The organism is Kitasatospora sp. NPDC088351, from assembly GCF_040685575.1.
Classification (GTDB): domain Bacteria; phylum Actinomycetota; class Actinomycetes; order Streptomycetales; family Streptomycetaceae; genus Kitasatospora.
Map to the genome: position 1 here is coordinate 24,957 of NZ_JBFBIL010000057.1, position 26,538 is coordinate 51,494.

Annotated in this window: 27 protein-coding genes and 2 pseudogenes; 11 read left to right on the top strand and 18 right to left on the bottom strand. The window is 72.8% G+C overall.

The window, feature by feature from the left end:
- Positions 1–15: 15 nt before the first annotated feature.
- Together AB0P06_RS29710 and AB0P06_RS29715 are read right to left on the bottom strand one after the other, a co-directional pair.
- A complete protein-coding gene (locus AB0P06_RS29710) occupies positions 16–915 on the bottom strand; it encodes a hypothetical protein (protein ID WP_363612708.1) in 900 nt (299 codons plus the stop codon).
- Positions 912–1,961 (bottom strand): SPFH domain-containing protein, encoded by a 1,050-nt coding sequence (locus AB0P06_RS29715; RefSeq protein WP_363612710.1) that lies wholly within the window; start codon positions 1,959–1,961, stop codon positions 912–914. The genes AB0P06_RS29710 and AB0P06_RS29715 overlap by 4 nt, the downstream gene beginning before the upstream one ends.
- A gap of 131 nt (positions 1,962–2,092) precedes the next feature.
- Between AB0P06_RS29715 and AB0P06_RS29720 the strand changes: the two genes are divergently transcribed.
- The 3 genes and pseudogenes from AB0P06_RS29720 (at position 2,093) to AB0P06_RS29730 (ending at position 6,063) form a co-directional block, all read left to right on the top strand.
- Positions 2,093–3,154, top strand: a complete 1,062-nt coding sequence (locus AB0P06_RS29720; protein ID WP_363612712.1) for a hypothetical protein — start codon at positions 2,093–2,095, stop codon at positions 3,152–3,154.
- 75 nt (positions 3,155–3,229) lie between these two features.
- A pseudogene (locus AB0P06_RS29725) lies at positions 3,230–3,490 on the top strand (alpha/beta hydrolase); the annotation flags it as partial.
- A gap of 296 nt (positions 3,491–3,786) precedes the next feature.
- Positions 3,787–6,063, top strand: coding sequence for a transglycosylase domain-containing protein (locus tag AB0P06_RS29730; protein ID WP_363612714.1), 2,277 nt, complete (start codon positions 3,787–3,789; stop codon positions 6,061–6,063).
- 64 nt (positions 6,064–6,127) lie between these two features.
- Here AB0P06_RS29730 and AB0P06_RS29735 read toward each other — a convergent pair whose 3' ends face one another.
- The 3 genes from AB0P06_RS29735 to AB0P06_RS29745 all read right to left on the bottom strand — a co-directional run bounded on the left by AB0P06_RS29735 (position 6,128) and on the right by AB0P06_RS29745 (position 8,779).
- The gene (locus AB0P06_RS29735; RefSeq protein ID WP_363612716.1) at positions 6,128–7,417 is read right to left on the bottom strand and encodes a glycerophosphodiester phosphodiesterase; all 1,290 of its coding nucleotides are present in this window, start codon (positions 7,415–7,417) and stop codon (positions 6,128–6,130) included.
- Between the two features lie 192 nt (positions 7,418–7,609).
- Positions 7,610–8,197: a hypothetical protein gene (locus AB0P06_RS29740; protein ID WP_363612718.1), complete on the bottom strand. Its 588-nt coding sequence runs from the start codon at positions 8,195–8,197 to the stop codon at positions 7,610–7,612.
- 33 nt (positions 8,198–8,230) lie between these two features.
- Complete coding sequence (locus AB0P06_RS29745; protein WP_363612720.1) at positions 8,231–8,779, bottom strand: alpha/beta hydrolase; 549 nt, start codon at positions 8,777–8,779, stop codon at positions 8,231–8,233.
- A 239-nt stretch (positions 8,780–9,018) separates the two neighbouring features.
- On the opposite strand from AB0P06_RS29745, the gene AB0P06_RS29750 reads away from it, so the two are divergent.
- Positions 9,019–9,585 carry a DJ-1/PfpI family protein gene (locus AB0P06_RS29750; RefSeq protein WP_363612722.1) on the top strand — a complete coding sequence of 189 codons (567 nt, stop codon included), beginning with the start codon at positions 9,019–9,021 and terminating at the stop codon, positions 9,583–9,585.
- 210 nt (positions 9,586–9,795) lie between these two features.
- Positions 9,796–11,154, top strand: coding sequence for a serine hydrolase domain-containing protein (locus tag AB0P06_RS29755; protein ID WP_363612724.1), 1,359 nt, complete (start codon positions 9,796–9,798; stop codon positions 11,152–11,154).
- 43 nt (positions 11,155–11,197) lie between these two features.
- Here AB0P06_RS29755 and AB0P06_RS29760 read toward each other — a convergent pair whose 3' ends face one another.
- On the bottom strand, positions 11,198–12,454 hold the full coding sequence (locus AB0P06_RS29760) for an MFS transporter (protein WP_363612726.1): 1,257 nt from the start codon (positions 12,452–12,454) through the stop codon (positions 11,198–11,200).
- 197 nt (positions 12,455–12,651) lie between these two features.
- On the opposite strand from AB0P06_RS29760, the gene AB0P06_RS29765 reads away from it, so the two are divergent.
- The 4 genes from AB0P06_RS29765 to AB0P06_RS29780 all read left to right on the top strand — a co-directional run bounded on the left by AB0P06_RS29765 (position 12,652) and on the right by AB0P06_RS29780 (position 14,467).
- The gene (locus AB0P06_RS29765) at positions 12,652–12,900 is read left to right on the top strand and encodes a DUF2277 domain-containing protein (protein ID WP_363612728.1); all 249 of its coding nucleotides are present in this window, start codon (positions 12,652–12,654) and stop codon (positions 12,898–12,900) included.
- 33 nt (positions 12,901–12,933) lie between these two features.
- On the top strand, positions 12,934–13,170 hold the full coding sequence (locus tag AB0P06_RS29770; protein WP_363612730.1) for a DUF6296 family protein: 237 nt from the start codon (positions 12,934–12,936) through the stop codon (positions 13,168–13,170).
- Positions 13,171–13,240: 70 nt separating this feature from the next.
- Positions 13,241–13,525, top strand: a complete 285-nt coding sequence (locus AB0P06_RS29775) for a DUF427 domain-containing protein (protein ID WP_363612732.1) — start codon at positions 13,241–13,243, stop codon at positions 13,523–13,525.
- A gap of 36 nt (positions 13,526–13,561) precedes the next feature.
- The gene (locus AB0P06_RS29780; protein ID WP_363612734.1) at positions 13,562–14,467 is read left to right on the top strand and encodes a hypothetical protein; all 906 of its coding nucleotides are present in this window, start codon (positions 13,562–13,564) and stop codon (positions 14,465–14,467) included.
- Positions 14,468–14,551: 84 nt separating this feature from the next.
- On the opposite strand, the gene AB0P06_RS29785 is transcribed toward AB0P06_RS29780, so the two are convergent.
- From AB0P06_RS29785 to AB0P06_RS29820, 8 genes are all read right to left on the bottom strand, one after another.
- Positions 14,552–14,905: a hypothetical protein gene (locus AB0P06_RS29785; RefSeq protein WP_363612736.1), complete on the bottom strand. Its 354-nt coding sequence runs from the start codon at positions 14,903–14,905 to the stop codon at positions 14,552–14,554.
- Positions 14,906–15,013: 108 nt separating this feature from the next.
- Positions 15,014–15,166: a hypothetical protein gene (locus tag AB0P06_RS29790; RefSeq protein ID WP_363612738.1), complete on the bottom strand. Its 153-nt coding sequence runs from the start codon at positions 15,164–15,166 to the stop codon at positions 15,014–15,016.
- 200 nt (positions 15,167–15,366) lie between these two features.
- Positions 15,367–16,581: a cytochrome P450 gene (locus AB0P06_RS29795; RefSeq protein WP_363612740.1), complete on the bottom strand. Its 1,215-nt coding sequence runs from the start codon at positions 16,579–16,581 to the stop codon at positions 15,367–15,369.
- 176 nt (positions 16,582–16,757) lie between these two features.
- Positions 16,758–16,994: a ferredoxin gene (locus AB0P06_RS29800; protein WP_363612742.1), complete on the bottom strand. Its 237-nt coding sequence runs from the start codon at positions 16,992–16,994 to the stop codon at positions 16,758–16,760.
- A 194-nt stretch (positions 16,995–17,188) separates the two neighbouring features.
- A complete protein-coding gene (locus AB0P06_RS29805; protein ID WP_363612744.1) occupies positions 17,189–18,730 on the bottom strand; it encodes an ATP-dependent DNA ligase in 1,542 nt (513 codons plus the stop codon).
- A 399-nt stretch (positions 18,731–19,129) separates the two neighbouring features.
- Positions 19,130–19,453, bottom strand: coding sequence for a hypothetical protein (locus tag AB0P06_RS29810; RefSeq protein WP_363612746.1), 324 nt, complete (start codon positions 19,451–19,453; stop codon positions 19,130–19,132).
- Positions 19,453–20,205, bottom strand: a complete 753-nt coding sequence (locus tag AB0P06_RS29815; RefSeq protein WP_363612748.1) for an SDR family oxidoreductase — start codon at positions 20,203–20,205, stop codon at positions 19,453–19,455. The genes AB0P06_RS29810 and AB0P06_RS29815 overlap by 1 nt, the downstream gene beginning before the upstream one ends.
- Positions 20,206–20,448: 243 nt before the next feature.
- The gene (locus tag AB0P06_RS29820; protein WP_363612750.1) at positions 20,449–21,030 is read right to left on the bottom strand and encodes a TetR/AcrR family transcriptional regulator; all 582 of its coding nucleotides are present in this window, start codon (positions 21,028–21,030) and stop codon (positions 20,449–20,451) included.
- A 525-nt stretch (positions 21,031–21,555) separates the two neighbouring features.
- On the opposite strand from AB0P06_RS29820, the pseudogene AB0P06_RS29825 reads away from it, so the two are divergent.
- Positions 21,556–21,777 (top strand): annotated as a pseudogene (locus AB0P06_RS29825) (Tn3 family transposase); the annotation flags it as partial.
- 202 nt (positions 21,778–21,979) lie between these two features.
- Here AB0P06_RS29825 and AB0P06_RS29830 read toward each other — a convergent pair.
- Positions 21,980–22,672 carry a TetR/AcrR family transcriptional regulator C-terminal domain-containing protein gene (locus tag AB0P06_RS29830; protein WP_363612764.1) on the bottom strand — a complete coding sequence of 231 codons (693 nt, stop codon included), beginning with the start codon at positions 22,670–22,672 and terminating at the stop codon, positions 21,980–21,982.
- Between the two features lie 53 nt (positions 22,673–22,725).
- On the opposite strand from AB0P06_RS29830, the gene AB0P06_RS29835 reads away from it, so the two are divergent.
- Positions 22,726–23,844 (top strand): NAD(P)/FAD-dependent oxidoreductase, encoded by a 1,119-nt coding sequence (locus AB0P06_RS29835; RefSeq protein WP_363612752.1) that lies wholly within the window; start codon positions 22,726–22,728, stop codon positions 23,842–23,844.
- A 98-nt stretch (positions 23,845–23,942) separates the two neighbouring features.
- On the opposite strand, the gene AB0P06_RS29840 is transcribed toward AB0P06_RS29835, so the two are convergent.
- The 3 genes from AB0P06_RS29840 to AB0P06_RS29850 form a co-directional block, all read right to left on the bottom strand.
- Entirely contained in the window at positions 23,943–24,482 is a 540-nt protein-coding gene (locus tag AB0P06_RS29840) for a winged helix-turn-helix domain-containing protein (RefSeq protein ID WP_363612754.1), read from the bottom strand.
- A gap of 87 nt (positions 24,483–24,569) precedes the next feature.
- Positions 24,570–25,910, bottom strand: a complete 1,341-nt coding sequence (locus AB0P06_RS29845; protein WP_363612756.1) for an RICIN domain-containing protein — start codon at positions 25,908–25,910, stop codon at positions 24,570–24,572.
- A gap of 90 nt (positions 25,911–26,000) precedes the next feature.
- Complete coding sequence (locus AB0P06_RS29850; RefSeq protein WP_363612758.1) at positions 26,001–26,186, bottom strand: hypothetical protein; 186 nt, start codon at positions 26,184–26,186, stop codon at positions 26,001–26,003.
- Between the last annotated feature and the right edge of the window lie 352 nt (positions 26,187–26,538).

Consider the following 26,538-nt stretch of genomic DNA (forward strand, 5'->3'; position numbering starts at 1 on the left):
CCGCAGCCGACGCCGTCACACCAGCAGCCGCAGCCGGGACGCGGCGACGCCCACCCGGATGCTCTGGCCCCAGGTCAGCTCCAGCGCGTCCGCCTCGATGCCGTCCCCGAAGGCGACCAGCCGCTCGGACTCGACCGTCAGCACCAGCTCCCGGCCGCCGTCGAGCACCCCGTGCACCCGGCTGGTGCCGGTCGCGGGGGAGGGCCACGCCTCGCGGACGAACCAGGCGAGCGCCGGCGCGACCGCCTCCGGCAGCTGGACCGGGCCGCCGCGCTCCAGCCAGGCCGAGCGGCACCAGCCGGTGGCGCCGGTCCCGGTGCCGACCAACACGCCCGACGAGGCCTGCGGCTCCGCCTCGCCGCCGCTCACCGCCAGGCGGTAGCGCGCCGTCTGGTGGCCCGGCTGCCCGAGGTACACCTCGTTCAGGGCCAGCAGCCGCTGGGTGTCGTCCGCGACCGCCTCGACCATGGTGCGCTCCTCCAGGTGCCGGGCGCCGGTGCGGCTGACGGCGGCCGGGAGCAGGGCGGAGAGCGCGGAGGCGCGGTGCCGGACCAGCACGCCGGGGTTGCGGCCGGGGTCGCCGTCCACCCCGATCACCGGCTGCCCGTCCAGGTACTTGGCGACGTTGGCGACCAGTCCGTCCTGGCCGACCACGACCACCACGTCCTCCGGCTCGAACAGGAAGCGCGGCAGGTCGGTCCGCTCCACCCGGGTGCGCCGCCAGTCCAGCGGCACGGCGGCCGCGGCCCTGCCCAGCGCCTCGGTCTGCCGGCGGTGGCGCTGTTCCACCTCCTCGGCGGACCGGCCCCGGGAGGAGAGGAAGAACGCGGCCTGGCCGGGCGTGCCGTGGTGGGCGAGCAGTTCGTCGTACTCGGTGCGGCGGTGCACCAGGACCGCCCTCGGTGCGAGGCTCACCGTCCGGCCCCGCCGCCGTTGCCCCCGCTGGGACCGCCGCCCTGGGCGCCCGCCGGTGCGCCGAGCCTGGCCAGCAGCCCGGTGAGCACGTCCGGGGTGAGGGTGACGCTGTCGATCCGGGGCAGGTGCTCCGCCAGCCGCATCAGGGCGAGCGCCCGCAGGACGCCCGGGTCGGCCTGCTGGTGGGCGGTCAGCCAGGCCGCCTCGGCGGCGGCGCGGGCGTCGCCGAGGGCGCGGGCGGCGTCGGCCTCGGCGGTGGCGAGCCGGGTGCGGCGCTCGGCCTCGGCCTCGGTGCGGACCTTGTCGGCGACCGCCTCCTCCTCCGCCTGGAGCCGGCTGTTGGCGCCCTGCTGGGCGAGCAACTGTTCCTCCCGGCGGGCCAGTTCGATCCGGTTGGCGAGTTCGTTCTCGGCGATGCCGCGCTCGTGCTCCACGGCGACGGCCCGCCGCTCGAAGGTGGCCCGGTCGGCCTCCTGCTGGACCAGTTCGCGGGCGGGGGTGCGCAGCGCGCGCTCCACCTCCGGCTCGGGGCGCAGCGCGACCACCCGGACGGCGATCACGGAGAGCCCGGTCTCGGTGATCCGGGGCTCGGCGGCGAGCCCGGCGGCCATCCGCTCGCGGACCGCGCTGACACCGTCGACCAGCGCGGTGGCGAGCGGGGTGCGGGCGAGCAGGCCGAGGGCGTGCTGCTGGGCGGTCTCGGTGAGCAGGGTGGCGAGCTGGTCGAGCGGGGCGGCGCGCCAGGCGCCGGTGTCCGGGTCGATGCCGAAGTCCACGCGGGTGGCCGCGGTGGCCGGTTCGGTGATCCGGTAGGTGAGCGTGGCCTGGACGGTGACGTCCTGGAAGTCGGAGGTGCGGGCGTGGAAGAGCATGGCGAGTTCGCGGTCGTCCACCGGCACCTCGGAGAGGGCGGCGGTGAGCGGGCGGAACCAGAAGGCCAGCCCGGTGCCCTCGTGGGCGATCTCCCCTCGGTTCAGGTGGCGGATGTGGGCGGTGGGGACGGCGCGCAGATGGCGCAGTCCGAAGCGCTTGCTGATGTCGGCCATGAGTTACTCCCTCTTTTCGTCACTAGGACGATATTGCGGAGTCCGCAATCTCGTCAAGGTGACGAAAAGGGGTGGGCGGAGCCCGAGCCCCCCGGCGCGGGCCCTCGTGGGAGGATCGCCGGGTGCTGAGGATGCGAACGGACACGGCGCGGGAGCGGTACCGGGGGGCGGTGCGCGCCTCGGCGGTGCTGCTCGCGGCCGCCTGCGCGGTCGGGGCGGGTGGCGGGCCCGCCCGCGCGGCCGACGGCGCCGGCGAGCTGTTCACCCTCACCGACCCGCGCATCACCGAGTCCAGCGGCCTCGCCGCCAGCCAGGCCCACCCGGGCGTCTACTGGACGCACAACGACAGCGACGACGGCCCCTACGTCTACGCCGTCGACAGCGAGGGCCGCACCGTCGCCACCGTCACCCTGCGCGGCGTCAAGCCGCGCGACGTCGAGGCGATCTCGCTCGGCCCCGACGGACGGCTCTACCTCGGCGACATCGGGGACAACCTCGGCGGCACCTGGCCCGAGGTCTGGATCTACGCCTTCGCCGAACCCGCCGAGCTGCGCGACCAGACCGTGGACGCCGTCCGCTACCGGGTGCGCTACGAGGACGGGCCGCGCGACGCCGAGGCACTGATGGTCCACCCGGTGACCGGCCGGGCCTACGTCGCCAGCAAGAAGCAGGGCGGCGGCGGCCTCTACCAGGGCCCCGAGAAGCTGTCGGCCACCGGCGTCAACACCTTCCGCCGGATCGGCGACGCCCCCTGGACCACGGACGGCGCCTTCTCGCCGGACGGCACCCGGCTCGTCCTGCGCGGCTACTTCTCCGCCACCCTCTACCGCTGGCAGGACGGCGCACCCGGTCAGCCCACGCCGCTCAGCGCGCCGTTGCAGCGCCAGGGCGAGTCGGTCACCTTCACCGCGGACGGCCGGGCGCTGCTCTACGGCAGCGAGGGAAAGGGCAGTCCGGTCTGGCGCTCACCGCTCGGCGACGGCCAACTCCCGGACACCGTGCAGCCGGTACCGTCCACCTCGCCGTCCTCGCCCCCTGCGACCGCACCCGCCCCGCCGCCCTCCGGGGCGCCCGCCGCCGCCTCCGCCGGCGACTCGTCCGGCGGGCCGTCGAACGGCGCCCTCGGCCTGCTGGTGGTGATCGCCGCCGTGGCCGCCGCGGCCGGCCTGCGCAGGAAACGCCGCTCCGGCTGAGGCGGTGTCGGGGCAGGGAACTCCCCACCCCGCACAGGCCGGTTGACCGGATGGGGCGGGCGGCCCGCCGGCATCATGCCCTGTGCCTTCCGGCCGTACGCGCCCGCCGAGCCGCCGGTGCGGGGCACCGACCGGGGCCCGTCCACCATCCTGCTCGCCCGGAACCTGCGGGATCCGGCCACGCCCTACCAGGGCGCCCTCCGCCTCCGCGAGGCGTTCGGCACGCGGGCCCGGATGGTGGTCGTCGGCTCGGGCGGCCACGATGCCCACGTCGCCAACGGGAGCGCCTGCGGGGGCGCGGTGGTGACGGACTTCCTGGTCACCGGCCACCGCACCGCCGGGGACACCCGCCCGGCCGTCCGGCCGGGGCCCGGACCGGCCCGCCGTCCGTGCCCCGGGTCTTCGTCCGCCCCGCGTCACCGCGGCCGGCGCGGGGCCGGGCAGGGCGGTCGCCGCCGGAGCCGAACCGCCCGCGGTGGGACGGGCCGTGGGCGAACGGCCCGCTCGGCGCGGGGCCTCCCCGGCGGGCCTGCGCCGAGCGATCCGAACGTGGCGAATCTGTCGCAGATTTGTAACCTGGCTTGGCGAACACCCGCCCCACGCACGGTTTTCGTGGACGTAGTGTTCCAGCTATGCCACCGAAGAGCCGCATACCTTCCCCGGACCCGGGCGACACGTGGGTGCCGCGACCCCGGCGCCGCGCCACCCCGCTCGCCCTGGCCGGCCACGCGGCGAAGTTCCTCGGCTACAGCACGCTGGGCGGCGTCCTGCTGGCGGGTCTGGTGCTGCCCGCGGCGGGGGCGCTCGGCCTCGGTGCGAAGAGCGGTGTCGAGAGCTTCGAGAACATTCCGGACGACTTCAAGGCCCCGCCGCTCACCCAGGCCACCCAGATCTTCGACGCCAAGGGCGGCCTGATCGCCAAGGTCTTCGAGCGTGACCGCACGGTGATCACCGCCGACCGGATGTCCCCCCTGATACGCCAGGCCCAGGTGGACATCGAGGACGCCCGCTTCTACGAGCACGGCGCGGTCGACCTCAAGGGTGTCCTCCGGGCCATCACCAAGAACGCGGAGAGCGGCGCCACCGTGCAGGGCGCCTCGACCCTGACCCAGCAGTACGTGAAGAACGTCAACGTCGAGAAGGCCGGCGACGACCAGGCCGCCGTCCTGGAGGCGCAGCGCAAGACGCTGGGCCGCAAGATCCAGGAGCTCAAGTACGCCATCAAGCTGGAAGAGGACCTGACGAAGGATCAGATCCTCACCAACTACCTGAACATCACCTTCTACGGGCACCAGGCGTACGGCATCCAGGCGGCCTCCCAGCGGTACTTCAGCAAGGACGCCATCGACCTGACGCTCCCCGAGGCGGCCACGCTCGCGGGCCTGGTGCAGAACCCCTCCCAGTACGACCCGAAGCTGCACCCGGTGGCCGCGCAGAAGCGCCGGGACACCGTCATCGACAAGATGGTGGAGAACAAGCACATCACCGCCGAGCAGGCGCGGGAGGCCAAGGCCGCCCCGCTCGGCCTCCGCTACAAGGACCCGCAGAGCGGCTGCATCATGGCCAACGCGGGCATGGGCTTCTTCTGCGACTACGTCCGGCACGTGGTCAGGCAGGACCCGGTGTTCGGCAAGACCGCCGCCGAGCGCAAGAAGCTGTGGGACCAGGGCGGGCTGAACATCTACACCACCCTGGACCCGGACAAGCAGGCCGCCGCCCAGAACGCGGTGACCAAGCGGGTCTACGTCACCGACCCGGTCTCGGCGGCCGTGACCATGGTCGAGCCGGGCAGCGGCAAGATCCTGGCGATGGCCCAGACCCGCCCCTACGGGCTGGACCCGAACAAGAACGAGACCGTCGTCAACTACAACGTGGACGCGGCGATGGGCGGCGGCAACGGCTTCCAGCCCGGCTCCAACTTCAAGCCGATCGTGGCCGCCGCCGCCCTGGAGGCCGGGCTGCCGGCCACCCAGTCGTACCCGTCGCCGAACCGGATGGACTGGCCGACGATCAAGACCTGCGACGGCACCTGGAAGAACCTGGAGAAGGGCAAGAAGGGCGGCTCGATCCCCAACGAGTCCTCCAGTGAGGAGGGTCCGTACGACCTGAAGCAGGCGATGGCCCTCTCGGTGAACACCTACTTCGTGCAGATGGAGCAGGAGATCGGCCTCTGCGCGGTCAAGCAGATGGCCAACAAGCTGGGTGTCGCGGGCAAGGCGAGCGGTGATCCGCTCCAGGAGCTGCCCGCGCTGGGCCTCGGCACCCAGGAGGTGAGCCCGCTGGTGATGGCGAACGTCTACGCCACCTTCGCCGCCGGGGGCACCCACTGCGCGCCGCTGGCGATCAGCGGGATCACCACGATGGACGGCAAGGACGTGCCGGTGAGCCCCGCCAAGTGCGAGCGGGTGATGTCCGAGAACACCGCGGACGTCATCAACACCGTCCTGCTCGGGGTGACCGAGAAGGGCGGCACCGCGCGCGACCTCGGCCTGGACGACGGCCGGCAGATCGCGGGCAAGACCGGCACCACCGACGAGAAGAAGTCGGCCTGGTTCAGCGGCTACACCGCCAACCTGGCCGCCTCGGTCTGGCTCGGCGGCCCGTCCAAGGGCGTGCCGATGAAGAACATCCGGATCGGCGGCAGGTACTACCCGGAGATCTTCGGCTCCACCGGCCCGGGCCCGATCTGGCAGCTGGCCATGAACCAGGCGCTGAGGAACATGCCGGAGGAGACCTTCGACACCGTCTACATCCCGGACCCGCCGCCCAAGCGCGACCCGTCCACGAGCCCGACCGGCTCCGGCACCAACGCGCCCGGCAGCGGCCAGCCGTCGTCCGGGGGCGGTAGCGCGGGATCAGGCCGGCCGCACACCACGCGCCCGAGCCAGCCGCCCGCCGACGACCAGTGACACCGCCGTGCCCCGGACCGCGTCGAACGGTCCGGGGCACGGGCGTGTCACCGTGCGGGCGGGGTCAGTTGACGCCCTTGGCGGCCCAGAAGTCCTGCCGGGCCAGCACGGTGGTGTCGGTCTGGTCGGTGAAGAAGCCGTCCACGCCCAGCTCGTACAGGTACCGGGCCCAGCCGATCGCGTCCCCGTACGCGTTGGGGTCGGTGCCGCGCCGGTAGTCCACCGGCAGGAAGCTGTTCTCGTTGCGCACCGTGTACGGGTGCAGCAGCAGGTCGGCCGCGTGCGCGTCGCGGACCAGGGTGGTCGGCGGCAGCAGCTTCCCGGCCGCGTCCACCGGGGCGATCAGCTGGGTGGTCGGGCCGATGCCGTGCGCGAAGGAGGCGATCCAGCGCAGGCCCGCCGGGGTGACCAGATCGGCCACCGTGCGCTTGTCGCCGGAGAGCACGAAGTCGTACGGCTGGCTGGTCAGGCCACTCAGCAGCTGGATCCGCGGGTTGTCGACCAGCTTGGCCAGCCGCTGCAGGCTGCTCGGTTCGAAGGACTGCAGGATCGCCCGCCCGCGCTTGCCGGCCAGGCCCGCCCGGCGCAGCTCGTCCGCCAGCCGCTCCTCCAGCGGCAGGCCGATCGAGCGGAAGTAGCTCGGGTGCTTGGTCTCCGGGTAGAGCCAGACCTCGCGGCCGAGCTCGCGCGAGCGCTTGCGGGCGAAGTCGGCCAGCTCGCGGAAGGTGAGGATCTGCCACCGGCCGTCGTACAGGGTGTTGCGCTGGCGCTGCTGCGGCAGGCGCTCCTTGGCACGCAGGGTGCGCAGCTCGGCGAGCGTGAAGTCCTCGGTGAACCAGCCGGTGAGCGGCTGGCCGTCGATGTTCTTGGTCGCCTTGCGGCTCGCGAACTCGGGGTGGTCGGCGACGTCGGTGGTCTCCGCGATGTTGTTCTCGTGCCGGACGACCAGGTGGCCGTCCCTGGTCGGGACGAGGTCCGGCTCGATGACGTCCGCGCCGAGCTCCAGGGCCAGCTCGTACGAGCCCAGGGTCTCCTCGGGCCGGTAGCCGGGGGCGCCCCGGTGGCCGATGATCAGCGGGTGCGGCAGCCGGTCCAGGCCGGTGCCGGTGCGCACCGGCGTGCGGGTGCCGGTGGGGCGGGCGGCGGCGGCACCGCGCTCGTCGGAGGCGTCGGGCTGGTCGTCGGCCGGGGCCGCGAGCGCCTCACCGGCGCCGGCGGCGGCGAAGGCGGTGCCGAGACCGACCACGCCGGTCGCGCGCAGGAACCGGCGCCGTGAGGAGGCGGCCCCCGCCTCGCCGCCCGCGTCCTGGGCGTCGTGAGCCGGGCTGCTGCCGTCGAGCGGACGGTACGTCATGGATGCTCCTTGCTCGCACTGTTGTCATGGCGGTGCTGGTCGTCGCCCGCAGACTAGGAGCAGCGGCGCCCCGCCGGGTGGCCGTCGGGCGAACTGCGGGCGAATCTCCGCCCGCGCGCCGGGCGGTGTGGGTACCCGTACTCAGGTGCCCGGCCGCCGTCGGGCGGACGACGGCCCGGGTGCGCCGGGCGGCTACCGCGCCTCCACCGGCTCGCCGGTGTCCGGATCCACGTTGAAGACGCGGCGGTGCGTGTCGGTGACCACGGTGACCTGGTCGGGGCCGGTCCAGGTGGCCGCCAGGAAGGCGCCCTCGCCGGGGAACCTCCCGTCGACGGTGCCGAGCGACCAGCGCCGTCCGGACCAGCCGGAGCCGGTCTCCAGCAGGATCTGCCAGCTGTTGGCCTCGGTCTCCGAGCCGTACGAGCGGTGCACCACGACCAGCGTCCGCTCCGGCCGGGTCGGGGCGTCCTGACGGCTGCGCGTCTCGTCCGCCGCGGACACGTGGACGGCGAGCACCCCGATCAGGAAGAGCACACCGGCGGTCACCGCGACGGCCCGGACCGCGGTCCGGGCGGCCGTGCGGCGCCCGCCGAGCCAGGCGGCGGTGATCAGCGCGGCGAGCGCCGAGCCGAGCAGCGGCTCGGGCCGGTTCAGCAGGTCCGCCACCAGCATCCGGCCGCCGGAACGGCTCTCCCACTGGCCCTCGGTGTAGAGGACCACGGACAGCAGCCCGGCGACGGTCAGCAGCCGCCGCACCGCCCCGCGATGCGCTGTCGGCATCGTCGTACCCCCCTGCCTCCTGGCGTGGATGTCTCAGAGCTCCAGGAGCAGCTTCCGCCCCGCCGGCCAGTCGCCCAGGCCGGATTCGGCGTTGAGGTGACCGTACGCGCCGGGCTCGACGTACCGGGCGCCCCACGCCCGGGCGAACGCCCGGGCGCGGTCCGGGGCGACCCAGGGGTCGTCGGTGCTGGACACCACCACCGACGGGAACGGGAACGGCCGCAGGGCCACCGGGCGGAAACCCGTCAGCTCCTGGACGTCCGCGTGGTCGACGTCGGCGGGCGCGACCAGCAGCGCGCCCCGGACGGCGGCGGTCCGGCCGGCCGGAGCGGCGGCGACCCAGCGGGCCACCGTCACACAGCCCAGACTGTGGGCCACCAGGACCACCGGACCGTCGGCGGCCGCGTCCACGACCGCCGCGTCCAGCCGGGCCACCCAGGACTCCGGATCCGGGTGGTCCCAGTCCTCCTGCCGGACCCGCCGGAACGCCGCCGGCTCCGCGGCCTCCCAGCGGCTCTGCCAGTGCTCGGGCCCCGAGTTCTGGTAGCCGGGCAGGACGAGGTAGGTGGTGCGGTCCGACATCGGAACGGAGTCCCTCCGGGAGAGCGGGCGCGGGCAGCAGGAGTCTAGGGGGCGCCCAGCCCCGGAGCCCCGCCCGGTCCGAGGGGGGCGCGCGCGACCGCTCACGCGCTGTTCTGCACCCGGTGCGCCCTGTTGCGCCGGAGACGCCCGGTGCGGGAGGTTGTTCCAGGCCCTGCCGGACACCACCGGCCCGGGCCCGCACCATGTCTGACGGTCGATCATATGGAGGGATGTCCGCGATGGCATCGAAGATCCTGCTCGTCACCGGTGATGCCGCGGAGTCGCTGGAGGTGTTCTACCCCTACCAGCGGCTGCGCGAGGAGGGCTACCAGGTCGACATCGCGGCGCCGACCAGGAAGCGGCTCCAGTTCGTCGTCCACGACTTCGTCGACGGTTTCGACACCTACACCGAGAAGCCCGGCTACACCTGGCCGGCCGATCTCGCCCTCGCCGACGTGGACCCGGCCGACTACGTCGCGCTGGTCGTCCCCGGCGGCCGCGCCCCCGAGTACCTGCGCAACAACGCCGACGTGAAGCGGATCGTCCGGCACTTCTTCGAGGCCGACAAGCCCGTCGCGCAGATCTGCCACGGCCCGCTGATCACCGCCGCCGCCGGGGTGCTCACCGGCCGCCGCAGCGCCGCCTACCCGGCGCTGGAGCCCGATGTGGCCGCCGCCGGCGCCGAGTACGTGGACGGCGAGGCGGTCGTGGACGGAGTGGTCGTCTCGGCCCGCGCCTGGCCCGACCACCCGGCGTGGATCCGGGCGTTCGTCGAGGTGCTGCGGGTCAAGGCGCCGCTCGCCTGACCTCGGCCGCCGGACGTGCCCCCGAGGGGGTGTCAGGGTCGGTGCCCGACCTGAGGCGTAGCGACTCGGCCGGAGAAGATGGGACCTGGGTCGGATGCGCACCAGGCCCTGGGGCTGACGACCGGGGTGCGGGCCGGCTGTCAGAGTGTCAGCTGTCGTGACCGGGGCGGGTGTTGTGCGGATCCGCCCGTTCGAACGCGGGAGGCTGGCATGGCAGGGGCACTGAACAGCGGGGCGAACGACCGGGTGGACCGGGCGGACGGCGTGGACGTCGCCGGGCGGGGGCGGCAGCGACGACGGAGCGCGCTGGCCGCCCGGGCGGCGGTCGTCGTGATCGCGGGCGCGGGTCTGCTGGGCACCCTCGCCCCGGCCGCCGGCGCGCAGGGCACCTCGCCCTACCGGCCGGCGGCCCCCGGTACCGGTCCGGCCGCCGCCGGGCCCGCGCTGCGCGTGGACCGGTCGGCGCTCGACGACGCCGTGCGCGGCATGGTGAAGGCGGGCGGCGCCTCGGCCACGCTCGCGGCGGTGCGCGAGGACTACCGCATCACGTGGCAGCGCGCGGCCGGCACCGCCGACCTCGCCACCGGCGCGCCCGCCACCGCCGACGGCCGGTTCCGGATCGGCAGCGTGACCAAGACCTTCGTCTCGACGGTGATCCTCCAACTCGCCGCCGAGCACCGGATCCGGCTGGACGACTCCGTCGAGACGATCCTGCCCGGCGCGGTGCCGAACGGCTCGGGGATCACCGTCCGCCAGCTGCTCAACCACACCAGCGGCCTCTTCAACTACACCGAGGACGCCTCCTTCGACCTCTCGGACCCCGCCAGGCTCCAGGCGTGGCTCAGCGGCGGCCGCTACACGTCGTACCAGCCGCAGCAGCTCGTCGACCTCGCCAACACCCACCCGCCGTACTTCGCCCCCGGCCAGGGCTGGCACTACTCCAACACCAACTACATCCTGGCCGGGATGATGATCGAGCGGGTCACCGGCCGGAGCTGGGCCGACGAGGTCGAGCGCCGGATCATCCAGCCCCTCGGCCTGACCGGCACCTCGATGCCGATCAACTCGCCCGTCATTCCCGGCCCGCACGCCAACGGCTACTACCAGGTCGCCGGCGGCCCGGAGGACGTCACCTCGCTCGACCCGTCCATGGCCGGCTCGGCCGGGGCCGGTATCTCCACCACCGCCGACCTCACCACGTTCATCTCCGCCCTGCTCGGCGGGCGGCTGCTCGGCCCGGCCGAACTCCGCGAGATGAAGCGGACCAGCGCCTACGGCGAGGGCACCACCTACGGCCTGGGCCTCCAGCGGAAGGACGGCCCCTGTGGCGAGTACTGGGGCCACGGCGGAGGCATCCCCGGCTACAGCACCATGATGCTCGGCGAGGTCCACGGACAGCGCCAGTTCGCCGCCTCCATCAACCCCTATGACGTCTCCAACGGGCCCGCCGCCAACGCCGCCTTCGACAACCTGGTCGCCACCGGGATGTGCGGCGGCCGCCCGCCGGCCGCGGCGGCAGCCGCCCCGTCGGCGGCCGGGCTCCCGGAGAGCGCCGGGCGGATCGGCTGACCGGCCCGGCCCGCCGGGTAGCGGTCCGGGCGTCCGGAGCCGCTCAGCCGGGCAGCCCCGCCCCGGTGCACGGCTCGCCGTCCGGCACCGGGGCACGCCCGCCCGGCACCGGGGAAGCCGCGGGAAGCTCCGTCGCCCCCGGCACCGGCCGGTGCCGGGGGCGACGGTCGGCGGCCCAGGCGATCACCGCGATCACCGCTCCCGAGGCGGCCAGCCCGGCGCCGACCAGCGTGGGCGAGGTCCAGCCGAGCCCGGCGTCCAGGGCAAGGCCGCCGAAGTACGCCCCCTGGGCGTTGGCCAGGTTGAACGCGCCCTGCACGGTCGCCGAGGCCAGGGTCGGCGCGCTGCGCGCCTTCTGCATCACCAGGGTCTGCACGGCGGGCACGATCGCGAAGCCGAACATCCCCACCAGCACCACCGTGACGGCGGCCGACCACTCGGTGCGGGCGGTCACCGCGAACAGGGCGAGGGTCGCGGCGAGCAGCAGGAAGGCGACGCAGACGGTCGGGCGCAGCGCCCGGTCGGCCGCGAAGCCGCCCAGCACGTTGCCGATCGTCATCCCGACGCCGAACAGCGCCAGCACCAGGGTCACCGACCCGGTGGCGTATCCGGAGACCTCGGTGAGCAGCGGCGCGATGTAGCTGTAGCAGGCGAAGAAGCCGCCGCAGCCGAACACCACGGTGGCCAGCGCCAGCCATAGCTGCCCGTCGCGGAACGTGCGCAGCTCGTGCCGCAGCCCGGACTGCGCGGGGGAGGGCAGTTGGGGTACCAGACGGGCGATGGCGAGCGTTCCGGCGGCCCCGATCACGACCACCACCAGCATGGTCGCCCGCCAGCCGAGGTGCTGGCCGAGCAGGGTGGCGACCGGCACGCCGACGATGTTGGCGACGGTCAGACCGGAGAACATCACGGCGACCGCCCTGGCCCGTCGCTGCGGGGCGACCAGCTCGGCGGCGGCCACCGCCCCGGCGCCGAAGAACGCGCCGTGCGGCAGCCCGGTGACCAGCCGCGCCGCGGCCAGCGACCAGAAGTCGGGGGCGAGCGCGCAGAGCAGGTTGCCGGTCGCGAACAGGCCGGCCAGGGCGACCAGGACCGCCTTGCGCGGCCGCCCGGCCGCGAGGGCGGTGAGCAGCGGGGCGCCGATCACCACTCCGATGGCGTACGCGGAGATCAGCCAGCCGGCCTGCGGGATGGAGACGTCGAGGCTGTCGGCCACCTGGGGGAGCAGCCCCATGGCGGCGAATTCGGTGGTGCCGATGGCGAACGCGGTGACGGCCAGGGCAACCAGCGCGAGTGGCAAGGGGGTACTCCGGAGTGACGCCCGCACGCGGGGGCGGCGGGAGGAAGGGGCCGCGCGAGGACAGCACGGGACAGGGCGGGGGTGACGGGTTCGTGCGGAATCCTAGCCGGGCCGGATGGCGCCCCCGTGTGGAGCTCATGGCAAGACGGTGACGCACGGGGGTCGCCAGGCGGGCGCCCAGGCGCGAGACTGGGGTCATGTGCCGCAATATCAAGACACTGCGACCGCCCGTGACGCCCGACGCCGGAACGGAGGACTTCCACGCGGCCGCCCTGCAGTACGTGCGGAAGGTGTCCGGTTTCCGAGCCCCGGCGGCCCACAACCAGGAGGCCTTCGACCGGGCCGTCGAGGCGGTCGCCGAGGCCACCGCCCGGCTGCTCGCCGAGCTCGAGGTACGCGGCGCCCCCGCCCGTGCCGACCACGCCACCGCCGACGCGACCGTCTAGACCGGCGGCGGAACAGGGACCAGGAGGCCGGTGATGAACCCCGCCCATCGTTATGTGCTCACGTTCCCGGGCACCCCCGGCACCCAGGCCCCGCAGGATGTCGTGGTGGTCAGCCGCACGGCGACGGTCGGTCCCGGCGGGCACCCCGTGTACGAGGACGACAGCGGCATCGTCCGGGCCGAGATCAGTGAGGCGGGGGAGGTCCGGATCCTCGCCAGCGGGGGCCACCAGTCCGTGCATCTCCCCGTCCACGCCGAGCCGCTGCCGTAGCCGGCGACCGCCTGCCGCGGGCCGGCCGACCCGGCGGTTGTCGGCCCGCGGAGCCGGGCAGAATCGACACATGACCACAGCGCGCTGGCAGGGCCAGGTCATCGCCGAGAGCGATGACACCACCGTCGTCGAGGGCAACCACTACTTCCCGGCCGATTCGGTCCGCGCGGAGTACCTGAGCCCGTCCGACACCACCACCGTCTGTAGCTGGAAGGGCACCGCGGAGTACTACACGCTAACCGTGGACGGCCGGACCAACCCGGACGCGGCCTGGTACTACGCCGACCCGAAGCCCGAGGCGGAGCACGTCCGGGGCCGGGTGGCCTTCTGGCGCGGGGTGGAGATCACCGAGTAGCGCGTACCGCCGCGCCGCACCGGGTACCGGCAGAGCATGGCACTCTTCAGGAAACCGGGGCTCAGGAAACCGGGGCGCCGCGGGCCTGCCGAGCCCACCCCGGAACACGTCGCCGACGAGCTGGCCGGACTGGTCGAGGAACTGGAGCGGCCCACCCCCGGGGCGCCCGCGGGCGCCCCGGCCCGGCGGGTCACCGGGGACCGGGCCGAGCGCGCCCGGCGCCGGGGCGCGGCTCTGGTCGCCTCCGTCGCCCGGCTGCTCGGCAGCGGCGGCCGGGTCGCCGCCAAGGGCGCCGCGTACGGCGGCCGGGCCCTCGCCGACCAACTGGTGCAGGCCGCACCGCGAATCCCGGTGCGTGATCTGGCCACCCTGCGGGCCCAGCATCCCGGTGCCGCCGACCCGGACCGGCTGGCCGACCTGCTGATCACCGGCGCCTGCCGCGCCTCGGGCGCGCTCGGCGCCGGGGTCGGCGCGGCGGCGATGCTGCCCGTACCGCCCGCGATGCCGGTGGAGATCGCCGCCGAGACGCTCGCCGTGGCGGCCGTGGAGATCAAGCTGATCGCGGAGCTGCACGAGGTGTACGGCGTCCCGGCCCAGGGGACGGCCACCCAGCGGGCCTTCGCCTACCTCGGGGCCTGGGCCAACCGCCGGGGCGTCGACGGGGCGGCCCTGGTCAGACCGGCCGGGTTCGCCGCGATGGCCCTCGGCTCCGAGGTGCGCCAGCAGGTCCGCAAACGGCTCACCCGCAGCTCGCTGCGCCGCCTGCCCTCGCTGACCCCGCTGCTGGTCGGCGCCGGCATCGGCGCGAACGTGAACCGGCGCGACACCCGCAGGCTCGCCCGTGAGGTGCGCGCGGACCTGCGCTCCCGCGGCCCGGCCGTCCCCGCCTACTGGTCCGCCGCGGCCCCGGCGGTCCCGGGCGAGGCCGAGCCGCAGGACTGACGGAGACCTGACGGAGGCCCGGGCCCGGGACCGGGCGGCCGCAGGGCCTCCACCGCGGCCGTCCGGTGATGCCGGACGGAGCCCCTACGTGCCCGGTGCCTCCGGGGCGCTCGCGCCCCGTCCGGCCTTGACGCCGTTGACCATCGCCTGGTGGACCGCCCGGGCGACGGCCTCGTCCGGGGCCGGCACGGGACTGCCCGCCACCGTGTACCAGTCCAACGCGCCCGTGTACTGCACGGTCAGCCGGGCCTCGCCGTCCGCCCAGGTGGTGTGCAGGGTCAGGTCGCCGGATATCGGGCCCACTTCGGCGGTGGTGACCCCGCCGGGCCCGCTGATGATCGACTGGGTGGTCCAGGTCGCCCAGGATGCCCGCGGATCCCCGGGCGGGTCCGCCTGCTGCCCGCGCTGCGCCTCCGTGCCGTGCTGCTGTTCGCTCATGCGTCGATCCTTCCTCGCCGGTCTGCCGCCGCTGCGGCAGCGACATCGCGGTCGCTGAGGCCGCCCGTACGCCGGGCGGCCTCGTGGCAACTCGTTCGTCGTGGACGGTCAGCTACCCGCCACGGGCTCTTCCATGGGGGCGCCTTCCGCCTGCGAGGTGTCCTGCGCGTGCTGGTTCTGCATCGAGGTGATGCCCTCCTCGGGGTCGGCCGCGCGGATGTCCTCCTCGCGGTCGGCGCTCACCTCGGACCGTGCGCTCATGTCGGTCATCGTGGGCTCCGTCTCCTCGGCCGACCGGGGCGTGCCGCAGGTCGCAGGTCGCGGGACGCCGGGGCGCCCCGCGGCGCCGGGCGGCCGCCGGGCCGGGTTTCTCTGCCCCTCAAGCCTGCCTCCGCAGCCGCCGTACGGCCAACCGGGGCCCGCGCCGGGGCCGATCGGGCCGACCGGCCGCCCGCGCGGTGTCACCAGGTGACCGGTACCGACTCCACTCCGAAGACGACCGCGTCCGTGCGGAAGGACAGCTCGCTCTCGGGTACCGCGAGCCGCAGCCCGGGCAGCCGGCGGAACAGCGTGGCCAGGGCGATCTGCAGCTCGGCCCGGGCCAGTGGCTGGCCCAGGCACTGGTGCACGCCGAAGCCGAAGGCGACGTGGCGGCGGGCGTCCCGGTCCACGTCCAGCTCGTCCGCGGGCAGGTGGCCGGGGGTGGCGAACACCGCGTCGTCCCGGTTGGCGGTGGAGAGCATCGCGATCACCCCGTCGCCGGCCCGGACCAGGGTGCCGTCCAGCTCGACGTCCTCCAGGGCCAGCCGGGGCAGGCCGGTGTGGACGATGCTGAGGTGGCGCAGCAGCTCCTCCACCGCGCCGGGTACCGCCGAGGGGTCGGCCAGCCGGGCGGCCTGTTCGGGGCGGCGGAGCAGGAGAACGGTGGAGAGGGCCGTCATGTTGGCGGTGGTCTCGTGCCCGGCGACCAGCAGCAACAGGCCGGTCGAGGCGATCTCCCGGAGGGAGAGGTCGTCGCGGGCGGCGAGCCGGCTGAGGATGTCCTGGCCGGGGCTGCGGCGCTTCCGGGCGGCCAGGCCGCCGAGGTAGTCCAGCAGCTCGGCCTGGGCCCGGGCGACCTCCGCCTCCTCGGCGGTGGTGCTGATGATCACGCGGCTGAGGGCCTGGAACAGCTCGCGGTCCTCGTACGGGACGCCGAGCAGCAGGCAGATCACCAGCGAGGGCACCGGCAGCGCGAAGCCGGTGACCAGGTCGGCGGGGGAGCCGCTCGCGATCATCCGGTCGATCGCCTCGTCGACGATCTGCTGGATCTCCGGGCGCAGCGCCTCGACCCGCTTGACCAGGAAGTCCCCGGTGACCATGCGGCGCAGCCGGGAGTGCTCGGGGTCGTCGAGGCGGATGAAGCTGGGATCGGCGGCGGCGATCTCGCGCCGGCCGGGGGTGACGAAGGGGAACTCGGGCCGACGGGCGTCCGCGCTGAACCGGCGGTCGGAGAGCACGGTACGGACTTCGCGGTAGCCGGTCACCAGCCAGCAGGAGGAGCCGTCCAGCAGCTCGGCGCGGGTGACGGGGCCCTCGTGCGCGGCCTCGGTGTAGGCGGGCGGCGGGCTGAACGGGCACCCGCCGACGCGCGGGGCGGGCAACAGGCGGGCGGGGGCGGTGGGCGTGCTCGTCAAGGTGGATTCTCCTCGCGTGGCAAGTGACGGAAAGCGGGTGGCGAGTGGACGGTGGCGGCCGGTCGGCGGTGGGCCGCCCGGGTACCCGCGGCGCGCACCCGGTATGGGGCACCGGGCAGGGGCACCGGGCCTCGACGGGGCGTGGGGGACAGGGGGCCCCGCGCCCCACCCGTCGGTCACGACGCCCGGTCGTCCCCGGCGTCTCCCGCCTCTCCCGCGTCCTCGGTGACGGTGATCGCACCGCCCGGGCAGAGCTCCGAGGCGAGTCTCACATCGTCGAACCGCGTTGGTGTCACAAGAGTCTGACGAAATCTCACAATCCCGTCCGGGTCGCCCTGTTCGAAGATCTCCGGCGCGGTCAGAACGCACTGGCCGGAGCTGCAGCAGCGGTCCTGGTCGATGCTCACCTGCATGTACGGACACCTCTCGGTGGTGTGGCACCGGATCATCCGGGCCGGCTGCCCCCGCTATCGGTGTCAACCTAACCGTCGCTCTGTCGCACACGAAGAGTGCGGAGGCGGTATCGCACAGAATGGCCGAATCTGTTCTCGCATCGAACAACCATGACACGGAAGGGATTTGAGTGAACGTCATACCTGGGCGGGTGTCAGAGCCCCTCGGCCGCGGCGATCCGGCGGACGGTGGCGACGGTGTCCGCCTCGTCGGCGCTCTTGTCCGTCCGGTAGCGCAGTACCCGGGCGAACCGGAGGGCCAGCCCGGCGGGGTAGCGTGGGCTGCGCTGGACGCCGTCGAAGGCGATCTCCACGACGAGTTCCGGCCGTACCCTCACGATGTACGCATCTCGTTCGACCTCGCGGGCGAGCAGTTCGCCGGTCTGCCAGGCGAGGATTTCGTCGGTCAGGCCCTTGAAGGTCTTGCCGAGCATCACCCACGGCCCGAGGCCGGGCTCGCCCGCGGCCCGGGCCCCCAGGTGCAGATTGCTGAGGAAGCCGCGCCGCCGGCCGCTGCCCCATTCGGCGGCCAGCACCACGAGGTCCAGGGTGTGCCGGGGCTTCACCTTGATCCAGCCCGCGCCGCGCCGCCCGGCCGCGTAGCCGGCCGCCGGGTCCTTGACCAGGACGCCCTCGTGGCCGAGCGCCAGGGTCTCGCGGAAGAACGCCAGTGCCCGCGCGCGGTCCCCGGTCTCGACGCGCGCCACCCGCAGCCCGGCCGGCGCGGACTCGGCCAGGGCGGACCAGCGTTCCCGCCCCGGACGGTTCACCAGGTCGTCGCCGTCCCGGTGCAGCAGGTCGAAGAAGTAGGCGCTGAGCGGGACTTCGGTGCGCAGCCGGCCCGGGTCCCGGCGGGAGGAGGTCCGCGCGGCGGTCTCCTGGAACGGGCGCGGACGGCCGTCGGGGGCGAGCGCGATCGCCTCGCCGTCCAGCACCGCCGAACGGACGGGCAGGCTGAGCGCGGCCTCCGCCACCTCGGGCACCCGGGCGGTGATGTCCTCCAGACCGCGGGTGAACACCGCGACGTCCTGGCCGTCCCGGTGCACCTGCACCCGGATGCCGTCCAGTTTCCACTCCAGCGCGGCCGGTCCGGTCCGGTCGAGCGCCGAGGCCACGTCCGGTGCGGAGGCGGCCAGCATCGGCCGTACCGGGCGGCCCACCTCCAGCCGGAAGGCGTCCAGGGCCGGCACCCCGCCGGTGAGCGCCGCCTCGGCGACCGCGCGGGCCGAGCCCCGGAACATCAGCGCCCGGCGCACCGCTGCCGCCGGTACTCCGGTGGCCTGCGCCACCGCGTCCGCGACGACGGCGTCCAGCGCGCCCTGGCGCAGTTCGCCGATCAGGACCGCGCGCAGGAACCCCTGCTCGGCCTCGGTGGCCCGCTCGAACAGCCCGGTCAGCAGCCGGCGCCGCTCGGCCTGCGCGCCCGCGCCGTGCACCTCGGCGATCCGCTCCAGGGCCCGTTCGGTTTCCCGGACGCCGAGCGAAGGCCCGGCGGCGGCCGGCGGGAGATCCCGGAGGCTCGCGGGCCCGATGCCGGTGCGCAGCCGGTGCGACTCGCCGGAGAGCAGCGAGACCGCCGCCGGGGCCTCGGCCGGGCCGAGCTCGCGCAGGAGGTCCGCCAGCAGGGCGGTCTTGGCCCGGCGACCGGGCTCGTCCGCCACGGCACGGGAGACCAGGGCCAGGTGTCGGAGCAGCATACGGGGCTCCTCGGGTGCGGGTGCGGGTGTCGGCCGGGAGGTCCAGGATCGGCGACCGGGCCCGGCCCGGGCCGCAGGACACGCTTCGGCGGTCTCGCCGGCGGCGCGATGGACGGTGGGGTGGACGGCGGGTGGACGCACTGCCCGCCCGGGGGCCGTTCGCCGCCGGGCGCGGCCGGAACACGATCGGGGGTTGGTACTGGTGTGCTCTCGTAATCAACTGTCGCCAGTTCCTTGTGGAACCCAGCCGGCTGGTGACCGTGTGTGGTCTCCAGTGGCGTATCGGCTCCAGGTCCCGCCGGTCTCCTTGAGCAGGCGGGTGGTGGTCTTGTCGTGGTAGCCGAGAGCGTCCGCGACGACGGGGGCGGGCATCTCCAGGAGTTGCTGTCGGATGGCGGCTCAGCCGGGGAGTTCTTCGCTGTCCGGCAGAAGTCGTCGGAGTCCATCGACGGTCTGACGTCGGTGGAACGGGTTCTCTGGAACTGAGGGGAGCACGCTGACCGGCATCTTGAGCGTCGCCAGCTCGGTGTCGGTGACGGCTCGCGGGGTCTGCCCGTCCGGCAAGTCACGAATGATCTGGTCGGAGGCACCGAGGTTGGTCAGGCCGATGCGGGTGCGGGAGTCCGCTGCGGGGTCTCCGGCGGTTGCGGGCCATGCCAGCGCCAGTCTTGCGATCCAGAGGCCGCCATGGATCAGGAGGACTGCGGAGTTGTCCGTGTCCATCAGCGCCAATGGAGATCTCCGATCATCGCAACTTCCGCGCCTCCGTCGGCGAATACGACCTGACCGGTAACGAAACGGTTGTCCGCACCGGCAAGCCAGCAGATGAGCTCGCCAACCCACTCCGGCCGCCCAGGAAAGCCGCCGAACGGTTGCGGTGAGGCGGTCTCGACGGCGGTGCGGATGTCTTCGCTCGCGAAGATCCAGGAGGCGGCAGGTGTGTCGACGACGCCGGGTGCGACGGCGTTGAGGGCGATGCCGGCTCCCGCCCATTCTGGTGTTGAGGCAACCCTGCGCACCCAACGATTCAGCGCACGCTTGGCGGCGCCGTAGGCGCCCGCGGCACCAACGAGAGATGGCTCAGCGTTGGCAAGAGCCACGGCAGCGGCTTCGTCGCCGTCGAGGCATGCCTGCAAGACGCGCTCGTCCGCGGGCGCCAGCGAAGAGGTCGACGACACGGCCACAGCTCGAGGCGCATCGCTCTGCGCCAGCAGCGGCCGCAAGCCTTCGAGCGTCGCGACGGCACCGAAGTAATTCGTCTCGAGGAGCCCGGTCCTGCCACCACCCGCGACGGCGAGCACTGCGTCGATGGGCCCACGCTCGGTCACCTGGTCGACCAGTGCCTGTCGGCCCCGGGGCGTGGACAAGTCTGCCTGGATGTCGGCGTCGTTGAGGTCACACCCGATGACCTGGGCGCCGCGCTCGCGAAGCAGCGTCGCGGTGGCAGCGCCGATGCCGGACGCCGAGCCGGTCACGACGTACGTCCGCCCGACGATTCCTGTATATGGCATTGCTTCCTTCCGTGTTCCCGTCCTGGACGGCGGTGGCGTTTCAGGACCGCAGAATCTGCGTTCCCTCACACTGCTTCCTGCGATTTCAGGCACTCGACGCCCGCCTCAAGGGGAGGCCGGGACCCCGCGCCGTCGGTAGTGACAAAGGGCTGCCTGCGACCGAGGTCCGGCTTGGCGCGGCTGGTTCACCGGGGACCTGCGGACCATCTATGGCTGCTCACGCGTGCCGCGGTCGAAGAGTTCGATGAGCTCGTTTGCGCACAGGTCGGGGTCGAGGCCGGCGGACAGGAGCGGGGCCGCGTTGTCGATCGAGGCTCGCAGCGCCGCCGCCATGACCTGCGGATCGAAGGAGCGGAAGGCTCCGGTGCGCTGCCCGGTGGCGAACAGGCTGGCCAGCCGGTTCTGCGATTCGATGTGGTGTCGTTCCCAGCCGCCCAGACCGCCGTTGAGAAGGATCTGTTGGAGCGCCAGCATGTGCGCCGAGTGGCCGGCGATGAACCCCACGTTCGCCCGGATGGCGGCGGCGAGCAGTTCGCGAGTGCCCGTGGCGGCCTCAAGGGCGGGCCGCATGTACGTTTCAACGTCGGCGACGATCTGGTCGGCGACGGCTGCAAACAGTTCGTCTTTGCTGGAGAAGTGGTAGGTGATCAGCCGCTTGCTGCTGAGCCCGGCCTCCTTGCAGATGGCCTCGAAGGTGGTGGCCTGGTAGCCGCGCTCGCCCAGCAAGGCGATTGCGGCACGAGTGATCTGTTCCTTGCGGGCCGCAGTCGCTGCATGACGGGTAGTCATGATGGTGCGCTTACTTGTCTGATTGGGGGTAGGCCCACGGGGACGGCCTTGCGGCCCGCCACGACCGCCACCACGGCCAGAGATTTATCCATACGGATAAAGTTATCCGCACGGATAACGTATGGCAAGTCGTATTGGATCGCCACTGGAAGATCTCGGGCCTGACGGCTTCCCGGCGCGATGGTGAGCTGTCATCAGTGTTCCCGTCTTGCGGTGCGTTGGCTGATGTCAGCGGCGTAGGTGGTCCAGTCGCCGGCTGCGGCTCGCTGCCATTGGACGGCGGCGCTGATGTGGATGCCGAGCATGCGTGCCAGTGGTGCGGCTGGGAGTTCCTCGGCGAGTTGGAACAGGGCCGCAGTGCGGGATCGGCCGGGGAGGACGCCGATGGCGCGGAGTCGCTCGGAGAGCCGGAACGAACTGATCGGGTGTCCTGGTCGTCCGCCAGGGAACAGCCACGGCGACGTGTCGGGGGGCGCCGAGTGACGCGTGCCCCTGGCGATCCGCGACCACGTGGTGCAGGCCAACCTCCAGGAGGGGCGCCACGCGCTCGCCCGGAAGATCTTCCACGGTCGGGCCGGACAGCTCTACCAGCGCTACCAGGACGGCATGGAGGATCAGACCGGCGCTCTCGGACTGGTCCTCAACGCCCTGGTGTTCTTCGACACCAGGCACATGGACGCCGCCGTCACGCAGCTGCGCGAGGACGGCTTCGACGTCCGCGACGAGGACGTGGCCCGCCGCTCCCCCCGGCGACGGTCGTCAGCGGCGCAGGACGCCGACGACCCGCTCCCCGCCGAGGATGGGAGCGTCCTCGCGCGCGGCGGGCGTGACCAGGCAGGGGCCCACCCACTTGAGGGCGGCACCAACGTTATGAAGTGGTGGCGGCGCAAGCCCGCACGGCCCGGGGACACCGGCGCCGACCTCGCTCACACTCGGCAAGAGCTGAGCGTCACGCCGGCGGCCGGGTGAGTTTGGCGGCCACGGCGTCGAGGGCCCAGTCCAGGCCGGTCGCGAAGGATGTCTCGGCGTTCACGTCCGTGCCGTCGTACACGGCCTTGGTCAGCGCCGGGAAGCGGCCCGTGGCCAGCATTCTCACCACATGCGGGCCGGAGGCGCGCTGCCAGTCGTGCTTGGACAGCCCCGTGGCGCGTTCGGCCCGAAGGTTCGCGATCTCGCGTCTGATCGCGCCGGTGAAGTAGGCGCTGACAGTCTCCACGGCGCGCATGACGGTGTCGATGTCGGCGAGGCCGTCGAGGGCGGCCAGCGTGGCCTCGGTCACGGCGAGGCCGTTCGGGCCCAGGGTCGGGCGGCCGCCGAGCAGGTCGGCCAGCCATTCGTGACGGAGAGCGGCCTGCCTGGTGCGGTGGGCGAGGATGCGCAGGGCCTCCCGCCAGTCGCCGGACTGCTCCTCGGGGAGAATCTCGGCGTGGACCTCGTCCACCATGAGGTCGAACAGCTCCTCCTTGGTGGAGATGTATCCGTACAGCCGCATCGGGCCGGCGTCCAGCCGGGCGGCGACCTTGCGCAACGACACCGCCCCCAGCCCGCCCTCGTCGGCCAGCGCGATGGCGGCGGCGACGATCCGCTCCCGGTCGAGCGGCACGGGGCGAGTCGGCGGCTCCGGCCGGTCCCACACAGTCATGGTCACGCCGTTCTGTTGCGATGCGTCGTCATGGGGAAATACAGTGTATCGACATGAGACATCGTATCGCTGTGGTCGGGAGCGGCCCTGCCGGCCTTGCCTTCGCCCGTGTCCTGCACCGCCATGACTACCCCGTCGCCGTCCTCGAACGCGATCCCGCCCCCGACGCCCGCCCCCCGGGCGGCACACTGGACCTGCACGAAGGGCTGGGCCAGCTCGCGCTGGACAAGGCGGGGCTGCTGGCGGAATTCCGGGCGCTGTCTCGTCCCGAGGGGCAGGCCATGCGCATCCTGGACCCGGACGGGACCGTCCTGCGCGACTGGCGACCCCGTTCAGATGACCGGGCCAATCCCGAGATCGACCGCGGGCAACTCCGTGACCTGCTGCTCGGCCCTCTCGACGTCCGGTGGGGGCGGGGCGTGACGCAGGTGGTGCCGGGGACCCGGGATGGCGTACTGGTCCATTTCGCGGACGGGCGCCAGGAGACGTTCGACCTCGTGGTCGGCGCGGACGGCGCCTGGTCCCGGATCCGCCCGGCAGTCTCGTCGGTGACGCCGCACTATACCGGCGTCACCTCGGTCGAGACCTCCCTCGACGACGTCGACACCCGCCACCCCGACCTCGCCCGGTTGATCGGCGACGGCTCCGTGGCTGTGTACGGCGTGAACCGAGCTCTCGTCGCCCAGCGCAACAGCGGCGGCCACGTCAAGGTGTACGCCCAGTTCCGCGCGCCGCTGGACTGGCACACGAACCTGGACCTGGCCGACGTCGAGGCCGTGCGATCGAGTCTGCTGGCTCTGTTCGACGGCTGGGCCGCTCCCGTCCTCGACCTCCTCCGCCACGGCACCGCTTTCGTCCACCGCCCCCTCTACGTCCTGCCCGTGTCCCACACCTGGACCCACGTCTCCGGGGTGACGCTACTGGGCGACGCCGCCCATCTGATGCCCCCATTGGGGGCGGGCGCGAACCTCGCGATGCTGGAAGGCGCCGAACTCGCCGAGTCCATCGCCACCGGCCCTGGAGATCTGGACGAGGCCGTCCGTGCCTTCGAGGAACAGATGTGGGCACGGGCCGGCAGGTGGGCGAAGATCACGATGGCCGGGCTGGAACGCCTCGTGAGCCCGGACCCCGCCGAAGCCCTCGCCCTCTTCGACCAAGTCCAGCCATCCTGACCGCCAAGCGCGAGAGCACCAGCACTGACAGCTCGCCACGGCTTCACGGACCACCGGCGTGCACCCGATGCGGCCCCAGGTCCTGGCGCGCGGCGGTCTCATGGTCTGCCCGGCTTCGTCCTCGAAGACGAGCCAGGCTCCCCGAGCCGCCGCCGCGCTTTTACCCGGGGCCACACCTCCTTCTTCCACAACTCGACCGCCTGGTCGTCCCGTTCGATGGCCCGGCGGGTCGGCTGCTGCCACGACCAGCCGTGGCGCTTGAGCAGTGCCCAGGTCCCCTCGACGGTATAGCCGACGTGGAACAGCCGGCCGATCAGCGTCTTCACCCGCGCGAGCGTCCACCGCTGGTCCTCCCAGCCATGGACGAGCGGACCTCGCTCCAACTCGTGCTCCAGCCTGACGATTTGCTTCTCGCCGAGCCTCGGGCGACCGGGTGAGCCCTTCGAGAGGACCCCGGCCTCGCCGCGCTCACGCCACTGCCGGCGCCATCGCTCCACCGACCGCTCGCTCACCCGCAGCGCGGTGGCGATCTCCCGGTTCTTCTCCCCGCCCTCGAAGCGTTCCATGGCCTGCAGCCGGATCCGCTCCCGCGCGGCCCTCTCGGTGTCGGTCAACCCGCCGCCCTGCGCGTATCTCACAGGCTCAGGGCTACCGGACCCACCCGACAGCTGTCAGGCGAACCGCCCCGACATCACGCTTTCAGGTTCAGTAGCGGTCCGACGAGGTCAGACCATGCGCCAGTCGAAGTACTGCGAGGGGCTGCCGTTGCAGTCCCAGAGCTGCAGCTTCGTCCCTGACGCGATGATCCCATTGGTGACGTCCAGGCACATGTTCGTCCCCAGGTTGCGCAGCCTGTTGCCGGTGCCCTCGTGGACCCAGCGCTGCGCGACCGTGCCGTTGCAGCCGTAGGTCTGGATCTTGGTGCCCTTGGCCGCGATGCCGCCCGCCACGTCGAGGCACTGGCCCAGGGCGCGGAGCTCGAACCCGTCCAGGGCGTCGTCGATGGGCACGCGCCGCCATGCCTGCGAGTTGGACCAGTTGCACCCGTACAACTGGACGGGGGTGCGGTCCTCGGTACGTCCGCCCTCGACGTCGAGGCACAGGTTGGTGCTCCCGACGTTCCAGCCGACCGCCCGGTTGGTGTCGTTGACGAACCGCTCGGCATCGCGGTTGCTGTAGCCGATCCAGTCCGTCGAGATCATGTTCGGCATCCGGCCGAGCGTCTTCGGCTCGCACGCCTTCACCGAGCGGTAGAAGTCGTCGTACGAACGCGCGGAGAAGTTGTTGTTGAAGAACAGCTTCTGGAACGCGCGGGCGTTGGTGTTGGCATGGCTGTTGGGGCCGTCACCATTGGCCCAGGTCGCCTTTCCCAGCTGGGTGGAGATCCCATCGCCCTTGCGGTCGTTGCAGGCGCCGACGCCGTCGTCGTAGTGGTTCTGTACGGTCCACTCCTTCATGGGGAAGACGTTCAGATCCTGCTTGTCGTACCTCCCCGACAGCATCAGCAGGCGCTTGTTCGTGTTCACCATGTCCTCGACCCTGGGCCAGCCCTTGTTCCAGACGTCCCACGCGTTGGGGTTGAACGCCAGGTCCTGCAGGCCCGGCACCAGATCGAACTCCCGCTGGAGCTGAGCGGTGTCGGTGTAGTCCTCGAAGGTGAGGACGAAGATCTCGTGGGGATTGTTGCGGAGGAAGTCCACGATGGTCTGCATGTGCAGGAACAGCCGCTTGCCCCCGGTCAAGTCGGGGGCTCCGTGCTCGACCCACACCCCGTTGCCGGTACCCCAGATGTCGAGCTCCGTCGCCCGTACGTTCAGGCTGTTCAGCTGGTCGCGCAGGGAGTAGCTCTGGTTCTGCGCGAAGTTGACGCCGTCGGCGCTGTTGGAGAATCCGTTGTGGCTGCCCAGCAGAGTGATCTCGTCGAGATGGCGGTTGTTCCAGCCGTCCGGCGGAGCGGCCTGGGCGGGCGTGGGAGCCAGTACGGCCCCGAAGGCGAGCAGGAACGCCACCATCGCCCAGGCCACGGCCGGCAGCCCCTGCCGTCGGCCTCTTGCAATCGTCTGCATGTGATGCGACTCCTTGTCCCCCTCGTCCGCCCCGTTTCGCCGCGGGTGCGGCGTGGGCGGCAAGGACTCGAAGAGCATGCAAAGCGGAGATCAACGTTCATTAAACGGACGCATGCCGAGCCGCGCCGGACCCGGAGCTCCGGCCGTCAGCAGGGGCTGGAAGAAGCCGGATGCCTCCGGAGCGTGCCAGGTGGGCGCCTCGAAACCGGTCTCCGTGACGAACTCCGAGAGGCGGGACTGGGAGAGGGCCCAGTGGGTGGCGCGGCGGACGGACACCCGCCAGTCCTGGGCATCGGGTACCAGCTGGAAGCGCGGGACGAGTAGCGAACGCCGCCGGCGGACGGCGAGTTGGGCCCCGGACTGGCTGGCCCCGAAATGACGAAAAGGGCCCTCGGCCTCCCGCGAAGGGAGGCCGAGGGCCCTTTTCTCATTTGCCCACTCGTCGTGGACTCTCTCTCGAACCCGAGATGTACCCCTACACGGTGCGTCCTGGTCGAGCAGATTTCACCGAAGGTGCTGTTCAGCGGCCTGTTCTAGGGCGCGTATTCGGTCGTGATCAATCTGTGTGATTCACCTTCGCGGCGGGTCCTGATCCGGTAGACCGTGGTGTGTGACGCGAGCGCAACTG